General features: G+C 26.9%; 17 protein-coding genes and 1 tRNA gene. 11 read left to right on the forward strand and 7 right to left on the reverse strand.

The window, feature by feature from the left end:
- Positions 1-129: 129 nt before the first annotated feature.
- Positions 130-828 carry a S24 family peptidase gene (locus MKD34_RS11685; protein ID WP_240220596.1) on the reverse strand — a complete coding sequence of 233 codons (699 nt, stop codon included), beginning with the start codon at positions 826-828 and terminating at the stop codon, positions 130-132.
- A 165-nt stretch (positions 829-993) separates the two neighbouring features.
- Here MKD34_RS11685 and MKD34_RS14100 point away from each other — a divergent pair, with 165 nt between their 5' ends.
- From MKD34_RS14100 to MKD34_RS11700, 4 genes are all read left to right on the forward strand, one after another.
- A complete protein-coding gene (locus MKD34_RS14100; protein WP_023052390.1) occupies positions 994-1,125 on the forward strand; it encodes a hypothetical protein in 132 nt (43 codons plus the stop codon).
- 76 nt (positions 1,126-1,201) lie between these two features.
- Positions 1,202-1,882 (forward strand): hypothetical protein, encoded by a 681-nt coding sequence (locus tag MKD34_RS11690; protein ID WP_240220597.1) that lies wholly within the window; start codon positions 1,202-1,204, stop codon positions 1,880-1,882.
- 341 nt (positions 1,883-2,223) lie between these two features.
- Positions 2,224-3,138: a glutaminase A gene (gene glsA, locus MKD34_RS11695; protein ID WP_240220598.1), complete on the forward strand. Its 915-nt coding sequence runs from the start codon at positions 2,224-2,226 to the stop codon at positions 3,136-3,138.
- Positions 3,139-3,179: 41 nt separating this feature from the next.
- Complete coding sequence (locus MKD34_RS11700) at positions 3,180-4,568, forward strand: alanine/glycine:cation symporter family protein (protein ID WP_240220600.1); 1,389 nt, start codon at positions 3,180-3,182, stop codon at positions 4,566-4,568.
- A 58-nt stretch (positions 4,569-4,626) separates the two neighbouring features.
- On the opposite strand, the gene MKD34_RS11705 is transcribed toward MKD34_RS11700, so the two are convergent.
- Together MKD34_RS11705 and MKD34_RS11710 are read right to left on the reverse strand one after the other, a co-directional pair.
- Positions 4,627-5,001, reverse strand: a complete 375-nt coding sequence (locus MKD34_RS11705) for a hypothetical protein (RefSeq protein WP_240220602.1) — start codon at positions 4,999-5,001, stop codon at positions 4,627-4,629.
- Positions 5,002-5,059: 58 nt separating this feature from the next.
- Positions 5,060-6,394: an MATE family efflux transporter gene (locus MKD34_RS11710; protein ID WP_240220604.1), complete on the reverse strand. Its 1,335-nt coding sequence runs from the start codon at positions 6,392-6,394 to the stop codon at positions 5,060-5,062.
- Between the two features lie 117 nt (positions 6,395-6,511).
- On the opposite strand from MKD34_RS11710, the gene MKD34_RS11715 reads away from it, so the two are divergent.
- The 3 genes from MKD34_RS11715 to gltS all read left to right on the forward strand — a co-directional run bounded on the left by MKD34_RS11715 (position 6,512) and on the right by gltS (position 8,880).
- Complete coding sequence (locus MKD34_RS11715) at positions 6,512-6,802, forward strand: GNAT family N-acetyltransferase (RefSeq protein WP_240220606.1); 291 nt, start codon at positions 6,512-6,514, stop codon at positions 6,800-6,802.
- Positions 6,803-6,876: 74 nt separating this feature from the next.
- Positions 6,877-7,524 carry a Dph6-related ATP pyrophosphatase gene (locus MKD34_RS11720; protein WP_240220608.1) on the forward strand — a complete coding sequence of 216 codons (648 nt, stop codon included), beginning with the start codon at positions 6,877-6,879 and terminating at the stop codon, positions 7,522-7,524.
- A gap of 159 nt (positions 7,525-7,683) precedes the next feature.
- Positions 7,684-8,880, forward strand: coding sequence for a sodium/glutamate symporter (gltS, locus tag MKD34_RS11725; RefSeq protein WP_240220610.1), 1,197 nt, complete (start codon positions 7,684-7,686; stop codon positions 8,878-8,880).
- A gap of 40 nt (positions 8,881-8,920) precedes the next feature.
- Here gltS and MKD34_RS11730 read toward each other — a convergent pair whose 3' ends face one another.
- Complete coding sequence (locus MKD34_RS11730) at positions 8,921-9,316, reverse strand: hypothetical protein (protein ID WP_240220612.1); 396 nt, start codon at positions 9,314-9,316, stop codon at positions 8,921-8,923.
- 295 nt (positions 9,317-9,611) lie between these two features.
- Between MKD34_RS11730 and ybaK the strand changes: the two genes are divergently transcribed.
- Both ybaK and MKD34_RS11740 read left to right on the forward strand, forming a co-directional pair.
- Positions 9,612-10,085 (forward strand): Cys-tRNA(Pro) deacylase, encoded by a 474-nt coding sequence (ybaK, locus tag MKD34_RS11735; RefSeq protein WP_240221602.1) that lies wholly within the window; start codon positions 9,612-9,614, stop codon positions 10,083-10,085.
- Between the two features lie 20 nt (positions 10,086-10,105).
- The gene (locus tag MKD34_RS11740; protein ID WP_240220614.1) at positions 10,106-11,134 is read left to right on the forward strand and encodes an AEC family transporter; all 1,029 of its coding nucleotides are present in this window, start codon (positions 10,106-10,108) and stop codon (positions 11,132-11,134) included.
- Between the two features lie 5 nt (positions 11,135-11,139).
- Here the strand turns inward: MKD34_RS11740 and MKD34_RS11745 are convergent, their stop codons facing one another.
- Positions 11,140-12,447, reverse strand: a complete 1,308-nt coding sequence (locus MKD34_RS11745) for a Na+/H+ antiporter NhaC family protein (RefSeq protein ID WP_240220616.1) — start codon at positions 12,445-12,447, stop codon at positions 11,140-11,142.
- Positions 12,448-12,585: 138 nt separating this feature from the next.
- Here MKD34_RS11745 and MKD34_RS11750 point away from each other — a divergent pair, with 138 nt between their 5' ends.
- Complete coding sequence (locus tag MKD34_RS11750; protein WP_240220618.1) at positions 12,586-13,335, forward strand: YdcF family protein; 750 nt, start codon at positions 12,586-12,588, stop codon at positions 13,333-13,335.
- A gap of 67 nt (positions 13,336-13,402) precedes the next feature.
- On the opposite strand, the gene MKD34_RS11755 is transcribed toward MKD34_RS11750, so the two are convergent.
- Positions 13,403-14,506: a FomA family porin-like outer membrane protein gene (locus MKD34_RS11755; RefSeq protein WP_240220620.1), complete on the reverse strand. Its 1,104-nt coding sequence runs from the start codon at positions 14,504-14,506 to the stop codon at positions 13,403-13,405.
- Between the two features lie 159 nt (positions 14,507-14,665).
- Here MKD34_RS11755 and MKD34_RS11760 point away from each other — a divergent pair, with 159 nt between their 5' ends.
- Positions 14,666-15,100: a MarR family winged helix-turn-helix transcriptional regulator gene (locus MKD34_RS11760; RefSeq protein WP_240220621.1), complete on the forward strand. Its 435-nt coding sequence runs from the start codon at positions 14,666-14,668 to the stop codon at positions 15,098-15,100.
- A 68-nt stretch (positions 15,101-15,168) separates the two neighbouring features.
- Here the strand turns inward: MKD34_RS11760 and MKD34_RS11765 are convergent.
- Positions 15,169-15,245 (reverse strand) — tRNA-Arg (locus MKD34_RS11765).
- Between the last annotated feature and the right edge of the window lie 8 nt (positions 15,246-15,253).

Consider the following 15,253-nt stretch of genomic DNA (forward strand, 5'->3'; position numbering starts at 1 on the left):
TATATGCAATAATTGAAATTTTAGACAATTAATTTGTGAAAATTTCACAATAAAATAAAAATATACAAAATAAAAAAAACAGTTCTTAAAAAACTGTTTTTTGTTTTGTATAATCCTCTCTTATTATTTTTAGTGTTTTCTTCTGCTTTCTATAACAGCTCCGTAGCATTTTAAATACTCTAATTCTTCGTCAGATATAATAATATCTGAATATCTTTTTTTATCACTATTATCAGATACAAGCCTTACTTCATTTTTATTAATTTTAAGTCGTTTTATATATGTTTGGTCATGATAACTAAACACACAAACTTTTCCTTCTACCATTCTCATTTGCTTTTGAACTGGATTAATTATAACTAAATCTCCATCTGATAAAGTTGGAAACATCGAATCTCCACTAACTTCAACTAAAAAAGCATCTTTAGGTAACTCTGTGGTTGAAATAGAAGCTAGCACCTCCATTCGTGTATTATCCTCAAAATTTATATGCCCTAATCCTGCTGCTGCTTTTCCTAATACTGGTAAAGATATTATCTCTGCCATTTGCTTATTTTTTTTCTCTTCATTATTTTCTTCTAATCTTCTTTTTATCAAGTCTGGAGTTCTATCATAAGCAACTATATATCTAATTTCATCTGCTTCTTTATCTGTTTTTATAAATTTTTCAATAAATCTTTCTACAAAATCATCCTTAGGAATTCTAATTCCTTTTCTGTAGTGGCCTACTACAGATAGAGAAGAATCTGTTTGCTTTGCTATATATTCTAATGTATAATTATTTTTCATCATCATTTTTTCTAAATAATTACCAAATTTAGTCTTCACATTATCCTCCCTTCTTATTTTTAATTTATTATACTATTTTTCTACAAAAATGTAAAAAAATATTTGATTTTTTTTCTACATTAAAGTATAATTCTAATAGATGAATTTTAAATTTTTTTATTTTTTTCTTATACATTTATGTAGAAAAATTGAGGAGGAGTATTAATGAGATTTAAAAGGGTTTCTAATCACTTTTGGAGAGTTGAATCTAATGGAGTTTTTATTGTTGGAACTTGGGAGCAGTGTCAAAAAGAACTGCTTAATTTATGTTTAGATAAATGTCTTTTAAAAAATTAATTTCTCTTTTTTATAGAGATTAAATGAATTTTGTTATATAATATACAATAAGTGAAATTTAATCTTGGAGGTTTTTATGATTTTTGGTAAAAAAATTAAAATAAATTTTGAAAATATAGATAACGGTATAAAATTAACAATTATAAACTTTCCTAAAAATATATCAATAACTACTTTAGATTTTGGAAAAGATTTAGCTAAAAGAACTATGGAGGGTTACTCTCCTAATCCTAAAGAAGAAATTGATGTAATTTCTGGAATTATAGATGAAAAAACTAATGGAGATGATATTGTATTTATCTATACCGATGGTGATTTACCTTCTGCTATGATTTTAGTTGGTACCTTATGTAAGAAACTTATATTAGAAGTTCCTACAGTAACTCCTCTTGAAATCGGAGGAATATTCCATGGTGAAAAAAATGAAGCCTATATAAGAGTAGCTATACAAAAAATGATTATTACTAATGACGCTTTAGGTAGTTCAGTAGAAATAAATTTACCTCTAGATACTGATATGAATAAATTTAAAGGTATTTTTTCTGAAATAGCATTTTCTTTAATTCCTGAAGTTCAAAGTATACAGTTTGGATTTGGTACTGCTATTTCTAAGAAAGCAAACTCAAATTTAAGTGCACAACCAAAAAGAGTTGAAGTCTCTTTAGCTCCTCACATAGATAGTAAAATACCAGCTTTAGCTTTAGTTTATGACATTATTTTTCAAAGTATTGCAGTCTTCTCATTATTGAATAGTTAGATATTTTGGGTAGTATTAACTATATTTTACTACCCTTTTTTATTTTTTTGTTTTTATAAATTCATTTTATAAATATAGACTATTCATTTTTTCTATATTTATTTTTTCTGTTTTTTTAATATTAATTTCACAAATTTTTGAACAAAAAAATTTTTTTATTAAAATAATTACTTTATACTTCCCCTTATTTTTCAGGGCTTTCAATTAAAATAAAAAAATTTATATAATTAAAAAATCAGAAACTAATTTCACATTGAAACAATATATTTTACTTTGTTCATATATAAAAAGTATTATAATTATATATAAAGTTTAGTAATAGTACTTTCAGGAGGTAAAAAATGCAAGAATTACTAAAAGAATTAGTTGAAAAACACAGAAAAACAACTGAATTAGGGAAAGTCGCAAGTTATATCCCTGAATTGGAAAAAACAAACCCCAGAAATCTTGGAATATATATTTTAGATAATGAGGGAAATGAATATTTTGCTGGAGATTATGATAATAAATTTACAGTTCAAAGTATTTCTAAAGTAGTCGCTCTTATGTTGGCTATCTTAGACAATGGAGAAGAATATGTATTTTCTAAGGTTGGAATGGATCCAAGTGGTGATCCTTTTAACTCTATTAGAAAATTAGAAACATCTAGTAGAAGAAAACCTTATAATCCTATGATTAATGCTGGAGCTATCGTTGTATCTTCAATGATTAAAGGTAATGATGCAAAAGATAAGTTCAATCGGCTTCTTGAATTTTTTAAAAAGATAACAGAAGATCCCTCACTTGAATTAAACCCTAAAGTTTACTTAAGCGAATCTGAAACGGGAAATAAAAATAGAGCTATGGGATATTATCTAAAATCTGAAGGAATTATTATGGGAAATGTAGAGGAAGCTTTAGAAGTTTATTTTAAACAATGTTCTATTGATGTAACTGCTAAAACTATTGCCAAACTTGGTTTATTCCTAGCTAATGAAGGACAAACTAGTACTGGTGAACAAATCGTTTCCAATAGAGTTAGCCGAATTGTAAAAACACTTATGGTTACATGTGGAATGTATGATAATTCTGGTGAATTTGCTGTAAGAGTTGGTTTACCATCAAAAAGTGGAGTCGGGGGTGGAATTGTTTCTGTTGTTCCACACAAAATGGGAATTGGTATTTACTCACCTGCTCTTGATCAAAAAGGAAATCCTATAGCTGGAGTATGTCTTTTAGAAGACCTATGCAACGAACTTAAATGTAGAATATTTTAAACACACACACACAATTTATTATATGTTATATAGGAGGAACAATGAATATTATCAACACACTTAACAACATTTTATGGTCTTATGTTTTAATCGCAGTTCTTATTATTTCAGGATTATATTTTACTTTTAAACTAAAGTTTGCAAATATAACTGAAATTAAAGAAATGTTCAAAGTAATGCTTGAAAAAGGAAATGGAAAAGGAGTTTCACCATTCCAAGCATTCTGTATTAGTGCTGGTTCTAAAGTTGGAACTGGTAGTTTAGCAGGAGTTGCTCTTGCTATATCTGTTGGTGGACCTGGATCTATATTTTGGATGTGGATTTTAGCTTTAGTAGCTGGTAGTTTGAGTTTAGTCGAAAACACTTTAGCTCAAATTTATAAGAAAAAAGAGGATGGAATCTTTGTTGGTGGACCAGCTTACTATATGGAATTAGGTATGAATAAAAAATATCTTGGTGTAGCTTTCTCTATCTTAATTACAGTAACTTATGGTTTTATTTTTAATGCTGTTCAAGCTAATACAATTACAGTAGCTTTCCAACATGCTTATGGTATAAATCAATTTTATGGAGCTATTATTTTAACTGTATTAACAGCTATAATTATTTTAGGAGGAGCTCATAGAATTGCAAAAGTTTCAGAGATTATTGTTCCAATTATGGGTGTATTTTATTTAGTAGTTGCTATTTTTATAGTTTTAAAAAATATATCAGCTCTTCCTGGAGTACTTTCATTGATTATGACAAACGCTTTTGATCCTGCTGCTGCTGGTGGAGGTGCTCTTGGAGTTATTGTTATGGAAGGTATTAAAAGAGGTCTTTTCTCAAACGAAGCTGGTATGGGTTCAACTCCAAACGCTGGAGCTAGTGCTTCTACAGATCATCCTTTCAAACAGGGATTAGTTCAAACTTTAGGGGTTTATGTTACTACATTAGCTATTTGTTCTGCTACAGCTTTTATCATTCTTTTCTCTGGAGTATTAGGAACTACTACTCATAAAGGAATTGAATTAACTCAAACTGCTATGATACATGAACTTGGAATTTTTGGTAGAATTTTCTTGATGGCTTGTATATTTTTATTTGCTTTTTCATCAGTTATTGGAAATTACTTCTACGGAATCGTTAATATAGCCTATACTGAAAAAAAGTGGTTAGAAAACCCATTTAAAGTTGTTGCTCTTGCTATGGTTTTCTGGGGTTCTGTCAAAGATGCTCCATCTGTTTGGGCTATGGCTGATTTATTTATGGCATTCATGGCACTTTTCAATATATACGCTATTACTAAACTTAGAGTTCCTGCTATTGAATGTATTCACCACTATTTACAAGAAAGAAAAGCTAAAAGAAATCCTGTTTTTACTAAAAATGTTCTTTCTAACTCTACAGGTGTAGAATGTTGGGATGATAAAGGAGAGGTTTCTCTTTAATTCTAGTTTAAAATAAAATAAAATAAAAAGACCTCTTTTATTAAGAGGTCTTTTTTTATTAATGAATTATTTTTTTACCATTTTCTTCTGGCTCTTTTCCAGATAAATGAATTATTTTATTTACTGCTAATTCTGCATATTTATCTAATATTGCAGGTAAATCAGAATTCTCAATTAGCCCTATATATGTAGGGTCCTCTTTGATTTTAGGAGCTACTCTATATTTTTTATCACCAATCATTTCTATTTCAAAATCACCATTAAATTCACCATAAATAGGATCTAAATTAGGTTCAATTTCTTTTACCATATCAGCCACTATCATTGAAAATATTTTCTTAACATCTTCAGTTCCTTGGGCCTTAGACATTCTTACCTTATAGTCTCCCCAATATTTATTTTCTACCTCTGAAAATGATTTTTTGTATGCCATTTTTTTACCTCCTCAACTCTTGTTTTTACAGGTTTATATTTTTATCTACGCTAACATATTAACTCTTCCTTTTTTCTTTTATTTTTTTATATATAAATACAAAGTATCCCAAAAATAAAAAACCTGCACTCCAATTTATGATTAAAATTCCTATCCAAATCCCCTGAATACCTTGAAAAAATTTTATTAATATAGGAAAACATAATATAGGCATTAAGAACTGTCTATATATTCCAATTAAAACTGAAAATTTAGGATATTTTAAGCCTCTCAAAACAGCATCACATATATTTATTAAAATATATGAATTAAAAGTAAATTTCTCTATTGAAAAATAATTTATCCCATATTCTATAACTTCTAAATCCTTAGTAAATATACTAAATAAATAAGGTAATAAATAGCTTATACTTAGCATTCCAATAGTCATTATTATAATCCCATAAAGCATTGTTTTAATAAAAATCTCTCTTATTCTATCAAATTTTTTTGCCCCAAAATTTTGACCAGTTATACTCAAAGCGGCACTATTTAAACCAATCGCTGGCAATAATATTAATTGCTCTATACGAGTTGATATTCCATATGATGCAATAGCTGAGCTCCCACCTACTTTTTGTATATAATGATTTATCACAAAAACTCCTACAGCTATCGTCATCATATTAAAACTTGCTGGTAATCCTTGATTTAAAATGTCTTTAATATTTTTTACACTTGGAGTTTTTATGTTATAATTTTGTTTTGAAATTAAGGGAGATTTTTTTACCTTAAAATATAAATAGATACTTCCTACTAACTGTATTAATACTGTAGCTATTGCTACACCATCTGTTGTTGTTTTTAAAATAAATATAAAAAACGGATCCAATATTACATTAGCTACAAATCCTACAATTAAAAAATTTCTATAAATTTTTGTATTACCTTGAGCCACTAAGATTCCATTAAATATAGAATTTAAACAAAAGAACACAGCTCCTATAAATATCCATTTTGTATATTCCATTCCTAATAACAACTCTTTTTCTCCAGCTCCCATCAATAAAAAAAGTTGTCTATTAAATTTAAGACCTACTATACTAATAAAGAGCCCTGTTAGGATTCCTACTAAGATTCCATCTTTTGCTAATTCTATTCCTTTATCCTTATCTTTTTCACCAATAGCATTTGAAATTAAGGCACTTAATCCCATTCCCATTCCAGAGCCTAAAGAAATCAAAATAAAAAAAACAGGAAAAGATAATGATAAACCAGCTAAAGCTTTAACACTTATAAATCCTGTAAAATACGTATCAGTAATATTGAATAATGTATTAAATAAAAAACCAATACTGGAAGGTATTGCAATTTTCCTTATGCATGTGTTTAAATTTTCATTTACTAAATCCATCTTTACTCCTTTTCTCTTTTTATTTTTCTACTATTTTTCTAGATTTTTCCTTTTATTTTAAAAGATATAAACATTTTTTGAGTAAAATCAAATTATAATAATTTTAAGGAGGTTTTTATGAAAATTATACATGATGAAAAAAATTCAAAGTTTTATATCACTAATAGTGAAAATATAGAAATTGCAGAATTAATATATTCTATTGATGGTGTTAATAAAACTCTTAAATTGAATTCTACTTGGGTAGAAGAAGAATATCGTAATCAAAATTTAGCAACTACTTTAATAGAAAAATTTATAGAATTTGCTAAACTAAATAATTTAAAAATCATTCCTATTTGTTCTTTTGGAAAAACTTATTTTAAAAGATATAATAATAAATACCAAGATATTGTAATTTCAAAATAAATTTATCTTGTTTTTATCAATTTATTTTTTTATAATATTTATATAACGGATAAAATATTTTTTGGAGGATTATTATGGGAATAAAAGTTGTCGTTTCTTTCAGCGGGGGAAAAGATAGTATGTTATCTTTACATAAAGCAATTTCATTAGGTTATGAACCAATTGCTATTATGACAACAATAAATAAAAATAAGGGAGATTCTTGGTTTCATGATATCTCATCCGATCTTTTAAAACAAGTTTCATTAGCTATTAATATACCTTTACTATTAGTCGAGTGTGATGGTGAAAATTATGAAAATACTTTTGAAATAGCTTTAAAAAATATGAAAAATTTAGGAGCCGAGGCATGTATTTTTGGTGATATTGATATTGCTCATCATAGAGAATGGGGAGAAACTAGATGCCAAAATACCAATCTTGAAGCTATTTTCCCTTTATGGCAAGGAAATCGTGAAGCTTTAGTTAAGGAATTTATAGAATTAGGATATAAAGCTATTATTAAAAAAGTTAATTTAAACAATATGAGTGCTGATTTTTTAGGAAAAACTTTAACTCATGAACTTTTAAAAGAAATAGAAAAAACTGGTTCTGATGTTTGTGGAGAAAATGGTGAATATCATACTTTTGTATACGATGGCCCAATTTTTTCTAAAGAGGTTTTATTACAAAATACAAAAAATATTATTAACGAAAACACTCTATTATTGAGTACTTATTAGACTTGTATATATAAAATGAATCGATTATACATATAATAAATAATTAATATACAGCATGAATATGCTGTATATTTTTTTTATATTTGTATATTTTATATACCATGTGTACAATTATTAATATAAAAGTAAGTAAAAAAATCATTTTTTAGGAGGAAAATTATGTTCACACACACATTTAATATGGCAGAAACTTTAGCAATAGCAGTTTGTTTGTTATTAATTGGAAGATGGATTAAAGGAAAAGTATATTTCTTTGAAAAATTCTTTATACCGGCTCCCGTTATTGGAGGAGTTATATTTTCTATTGTTTCTCTAATTGGTTATAATATGCAACTTTTTGTTTTTGATTTTGATGGTTCATTAAAAAATCTTCTAATGGTAGCTTTTTTTACCACAATTGGATTTTTAGCAAGTTTAAAAATGCTAAAAAAGGGTGGTGTTCAAGTTTTTACTTTTTTACTTGTAGCCGTTATACTTGTTGTTATCCAAAACGTTGTTGGTGTTTCTTTAGCAAAAGTATTTAGTTTAAATCCTTTAATTGGAATCGCTGCTGGCTCTGTTCCTCTTACTGGAGGTCACGGAACCTCTGGAGCTTTTGGTCCTGTTCTTGAAGCTGCTGGTGCTACTGGTGCTATGTCTGTTGCAATCGCTTCAGCAACTTTTGGATTAGTTGCTGGATGTCTAATTGGAGGCCCAGTTGGAAAAAGACTTATGGCAAAACATAATTTAAAATCTCCTAGAGAAGTAGAGATGTTTCTTGATGGTAATGAAGACCCTTCTGATACAAAATTACTTTTAAATGAAGATTTATTATTTAGAGCTATTGTTTATATTGTTCTAGCTATGGGAATTGGTGGTTTTATAACACCGTTAGCTAAAAATCTAGGAATTGTTCTTCCTGTATATATCGGTCCCATGATTGTTGCTGCAATTATAAGAAATATCGCTGATGGAGCTAAGATAGAGATTCCATTGAATGCAATTAATGTTGTTGGTAATATTGCATTACAACTTTTCTTAGCTATGGCATTGATGTCTATGAGACTTTGGGAATTAGCTGCACTAGCTATTCCACTTGTAGCGATTCTTTTAGCACAAAAAGTCGTTATGGCTTTATATGCATATTTTGTAACATTTAGAGTTATGGGAAAAGATTATGATGCTGCGGTTATGGCTGTTGGACATTGTGGATTCGGAATGGGAGCTACTCCAAATGCTATGGCTAATATGGAATCTTTTACAGCAGCAAACGGTCCTTCTCCCACAGCATTCTTTGCCCTACCATTAGTTGGATCTCTTTTCATAGATTTTGTTAATGCATCAGTTATAACAGTCTTTGTTAATATGTTTTCTTAATAATAAAAGGAGAGTTTTTCAACTCTCCTTTTACTTATTTTTACTGATTTAATATTATTCTTGTTCCATCAGCCATTTCTAAAATTTGACTTCTTTGATCAGAATATATAACTCTAGCACCTTGTCTTGTGCCCTGATTATATTGTTGATAATTTGGACTTGGATTTCCATAAAAATTTTGAGGTGCCCCTATATTTCCATATTTTCTATTGGCATTCTCTATTACAGCTTGTCTCTCGTATCCTCTACGTATTTGAGTATCTAATCTTCTTAAATCTTGTTGATGTCTATATTCACTTTGGTTGTATTGCGATCCTAGAATTAAGGCAGATCCTGTTACTATAGCAGCCCTTGTTCCTCCATTTAATCCTCCCCACCAACTTGCATAGCTTAGTGAAGATAACAGAAGTAATAACATTAGTATCCCTTTTTTCATTTATATATCACTCCTTAAATTTTGATAATATATTATAAATGGTTTTACAACAAAAAGCAACTTTTGTATATTTTTTACTTATTTTAGTTATATATATATGATATAATTCAATGTATAAAAATTCGATAGTGATGAATCTAATAAAATGATTACAACACCACAGTCTATTTTTAGAACTAATTCATAAAATTGCCATATATGTTGTATGTAATAATTTTTTTCAATTTAAGAAGTTTCTCTTATTTTTTTATACAACATATGTGGATATAAATTATAAGGAGTTTATAATATGGCTATAAAAAAAACTAATGCAATGAGAGAACTCGATAAAGCTAAAATTAAATATGAGATCTTTGAATATGATGTTGATGAAAATTATTTAGGTGCTGTCAGTGTTGCTTTAAAAACTGGAGCTGATATAACTAAGGTTTTCAAAACATTAGCTCTCACAAATGACAAAGATGAACTTTTTATTGTGTGTATTCCTGGAAGTGATGAAGTAGATTTAAAAAAAGTTGCTTCAATTGTTCAATCTAAAAAAGTAGATATGCTTGAACTTAGTAAATTAAAAGAAAAAACAGGTTACATAAGAGGAGGTTGCTCTCCGATTGGAATAAAAAAAAGACATCTGTCATTAATACATGAAAGCTGTCTAAAAAAAGATTTTATATTTATAAGCGGGGGACAAAGAGGACTGCAAATTAAAATTAGTCCTAATGATTTAATTAATTTTCTTAATATGAAAGTTAAAAATCTTATTATTGAATAATTTTTCTGGGAGTGTAATTAATGAATACAACAAATACTATTATTTCTGTACTATCCGATAAAAATATTATTGGGGTTATGTCATCATCAATTTCTATTATGATTTTAGGTTTCTATCTAGGAAAGAGCAATAAACTAAAAAGCTCTTTCTCTATACCGTTAGGAGAAATTATATTAACAATTTCTATTCCAGCTTTGTCTTTTAATGCTTTTATGAAAGATTTTGACAAAGAAACTTTTGTTAACGGGATAAACATATTAATCTGGAGTTTTTTAATTCATCTTTTTTTAATGGCCATTGGTAATATCTTCTACAAAAATTTAGATTTAGAAAAACAGTTAACTTTAAAAATTATGTCTGTTTTTGGTGGAATTACTGTTTTTGGAATCCCAATAGCTCAAGCTTTATATGGCGACCTTGGAGTTATATACTCTTCAATTTTTTCCATACCGTACAGAGTTTTACTTTATTCTTATGGTTTTATTAAAATGTCTAGTATTAAAATGGATAAAAAAAATCTTAAATCTATGTTTTTAAATCCAGTTATTTTAGCAACTTTCATAGGTCTTTTTATTTGGATATTTCAAGAATATCTTCCCCAAGTAAGCATAAGTGGACAAAAATTTCCTATTTTAAGAATTGATAAAACAGCCTTTTGGATATATAAACCTCTGGCTTTTTTAGCAGGTTTATGTTCACCATTAGCATGGTTAGCTGCTGGATTAAAATTATCTGAATTACCTATTAAAGAATCTTTAAAAAATTCTATAGCTTGGCAATTTTCTATTATAAAAACACTTTTAATTCCTTTTCTAGTGTTAGTTATTATTTTAGGAGCTAATTTCTTTGGTATTCTTCAATTATCTAGTGTTAGTTTAGGAGTTATAACTATTATGATGGCTACTCCAACAGCATCTGTTGTTATTGCTTATTCTTTAAAGTATAATAAAGAGCCTTTAATAACATCAAGCTGTTCTCTTTTATCAACTATTTTTAGCTTGATTACAATACCCATTTTAATAGCTTTTTTACAAATTTTTAAATTTTAACTGAGTCAATGACTCAGTTTTTTTATTTTTAATATCATTACTATCAGTGGTAAAATAAATAGATATAGCGAATACGGTATTATTTTTACTGCAGAAATATCCAACATCAAAGCTGGTACAGTAATTGCTATATTCCATGGTATTAACGAACTTAATACAACACTACTATTTTCTATATCTAAAGCCAATAATTCCTTTGTAAATCCATTTTTTTTATAAATCTTTTTCATAATTTGAGAAGTTAATAGTATAGAAGTAGATTGACTACAACTAATAGCAGCTGTTAAAATTGCCACTACTATTGTATATAAATATATTTTCCATTCACTTTTTATAAATCCTATTTTTTCAGATATCAATTTTAATACTCCTAGTTTATCAACTATATTAACTAGCCCACAAGAAAGTAAAGCCATAACCATAGCTGTTCCCATTGAAAATATTCCTCCTCCTCTTATTACATTATATAATTCATTCTCAATTGGAAGCCTAAATCCATAAATTAATATTTTAATAAAATTTCTATCTTCATAGTTTTGTAAAAACCATCCTATAATTAAACTTAAAAAAATACTTACTAATATTGTATGCCTAATATTCTTTTTCAAAAGACACATTATTACTAAGTAAATCATAGGAATAAATACCAAAAAATCTAAATAAAAATTTTGATTCAACAAAGTTAAAATATTATTTTCTATAAATTTTGGTTCAATATTCTTACCTAAATAAAAATATAAACTTAATGTTATTAAATATGGAAGAATCGAAGCTTTAAATATTCCTTTAACATTGCTATATATCTCGGTTTCTGTCAAAATAGCTACAAAGTTAGCACTAGATGACATTGGAGATCCTCTATCACCAAAATAAGCTCCAGATATTATGCTCCCTGCAACTATATAAATATCTAACCCAATACCTCTAGCTAAAGATACCATAACTAATCCTATAGTTCCTACAGTTCCAAAAGAGCTTCCTATTAAAAATGAAAATAAAGAAGTTATTAAAAATGAAAATACATAAAAATAATTGGGATTTATAATTTTTATCCCATAGTATATTAAAGCTGGAATTGTTCCTGATATAAACCAACTTGCTGAAAGAGCTCCTAAAAGAACAAATATAAAAACTAGTAAATAAGATTTTTTAGTTCCGGCTATTGCTATATCTAAAGTGTTTTTTAGAGTTTTAAATTTTTTTATTGAAAAAATAAAAATTCCTAAAAAAATTAGAGATAAAATAATTAATAAAATTGATTGAACTTTAAAAGAATATAATATTGCTATTATAATAAAGATTGTATGTATCATTTTATTTCTCCTCTTTATTTTATCTATTATCCTATATTTTTTTAAAAGTCAATACTATTTTAAATTTTGTCCACTTATGTTGTAAAAAATAGTAAAATAATGGTAGAATTTGTATATATATTATTAGGAGGAATTTAAATGATTTTTAAAGTTTTATTTAATCTAATTATTGTAATAAGTTTAGGAATTTATAAATATATTTTCCCTTCGTCTTTTTTTATTAATATCTTATTTTTTATCTATCTCTTTTTTATTATCTATCATTTTTTTATTCTAAATGGTAATAAAATTTTTAAAGCTATTATTGAAACTTGTTTTGCTATTGGAGTTACTCTTTTTATTATTAGCTTCGGAACTATTATCACAGATATACATAATTCAAAAAATTTAGAATTTAAAAATGATTATATCGTTATTTTGGGAGCTGGATTACGAGGAGATAAACCTAAAAATGTTTTAAAATATAGATTAGATAAAGCTATTGATTATTACAAAAAATATCCTAATACTATATTTATTGTTTCTGGCGGTCAAGGAAAAGATGAAATTATTAGTGAAAGTAAAGCTATGAAAAATTATCTTGTCTCACATTCTGTTCCTAAAAATAATATCATTGAGGAAAATAAATCTACAACAACCTTAGAAAATCTAATTTTTTCTCGTAAACTTATTCCAAATAATATAAAAAATATTGGTGTTATAAGCAATGATTTCCATATGTATAGAGTTAAATTTTTTGCAAATTCATTAAATTATAAAATAAATCCTATATATGCTAAAACTCCTTTAAAAAGCAAAGTTAGTCTATTTAGTAGAGAAGCTCTTGCTATTATATATTATAGTTTAAAAAATATTTTATTAATTCAAAAGGAGCCTAACAAAAGTTAAGCTCCTTTCAAATTAGCACTTTCTATAAAAATTAAAATCTTTATTCAGATTTTAAGATTATAAGCTTTTAAAATGTTGTTTTCATCGCTACATAAGCAAATGGTTGCCATCTCCAATCTGAAGCCGAATCTTGGTTTACATTATCCCAGTTTCTATATTCTGCTCCAACCCCTACAGTAGTTACAAAATTTTCTGTTACTCTATAATCTGCCGACACAGCTAGTTGCCCATATAATTCATAAGTATTTTTTGATTTTTTCATTACATATGAATTTTTATTACTATCAAATCCATATCTATCATACTGTCTAAATACATATGGATCATATCCTCCTTCAAAATTTAGATTAATTCCATAATTATTTCCTGTATATAATTCAAAATGTCTACGTAAATAAAATTCCCATTCTACTACAAGTTCCTTATCCTCTCTATCATTTCCATTACTTCCTGTTATGATATCTTGGTTATAGAAATAATAATCCAAATAAAGTGTACCATCCCATTTTATCCCTAATGGTAAATTTCCTGCATATTCTAAATCTGCTCCAATAGCATTAACATAGTTTCCACCATTAGAATTTGGGAATAGGTGATAATACTTAGGAGCTAAAACTAATTTCTCTACAAAAGCTCCCTTATTTTTATATAAATCCATTCTTAATTGATATTCTAACTCTTGATCATCATTTTCTTGATTATAATATTCAATTCTAGAAGTTAGCCAATTATTATGAGCATAATATAATCTCATTCTTGTTTCTGTTCCATCTTTAGCACTATTATCTTTAGATTCATCATCTCTTTCTAAATTATTATAGTCTCTTATTCTTCCTTCTAAAAGAATTTTTTCAGTTGCTTGAACACCAAAAGTTGTTTGCAATCTAGAATAGTTATTAGCTCCTCTATTCCATTCATCTTGAGCTATACTTGGGTCTACTGATGTATCTGAAAAGCTATTTTCCAAACCATCACCATGTCCTTCAGTTTCACCATAACCTTTATACTCTATTCTTAAATAACCACTTGGTCTAAAAGTAGTTTTTTCCTTTATAATATTTACATCTTCTACTTCTACTATTTCCACTTTAGGATAATTAACTAATTCTTTTCCTTGAGCCATTGTAGTTATAGCAAAAATTGCACTTAAATAAATCAGATTTTTTTTCATAATTCCCCTCCATTTATATTTTTTTAATCCACCTGTTGTTATTTTAAAACTTTTTATCTTAAAATAATAGTTAGAATGGATAACCGTGAACTATTCACCCTTTCATTTTTATTTTAAATAGTTTATTATATATGTATAAATTACTAAAAGGGGTATATCATGAAAACACATGAAGGGGCTATTTATTTAATTTCTTCAATTAACAAAGAAATAGATTTTTTATTTAGTTATCTTTTATCAAATCTAGAAATAACCAAAATGGAAAGTGTTTATTTAAAGCTTATCTATCATAATCCTGGAATTAGCCAATACGAAATCTCTAAGGAAACTAAAATAGAAAGATCTCTTGTTACTAAATACATTACAAATTTAGAGGATAAAGGATTAATTGAAAAAAGAAAAATTGATTCAAGAAAAAAAGGTTTATATCTTTTAAAAGATGGAATTTTAGCCATTAATTATATTGATTCTTTTCTTCCAAATATACAAGATAAATTTAAAAATTTATTTTCAGAAAATGAGATTAAAATTTTTTTAAATATATTAAAAAAATTTAAAAAGCAATTAGAAATTATAAATAGTAAAAATTTATAATATACAAAAAGGTCATTAAATCAATTTTGATTTAATGACCTTTATTTTTTATACTATTAAATATCTTATGGCGCCCCCAACAGGGATCGAACCCATAACCCTCTGATCCGAAGTCAGATGCTCTATCCAATTGAGCTATGGAGGCTCACTATA

Origin of the sequence: Cetobacterium somerae, from assembly GCF_022430525.1 — a bacterium.
Lineage (GTDB): Bacteria > Fusobacteriota > Fusobacteriia > Fusobacteriales > Fusobacteriaceae > Cetobacterium_A.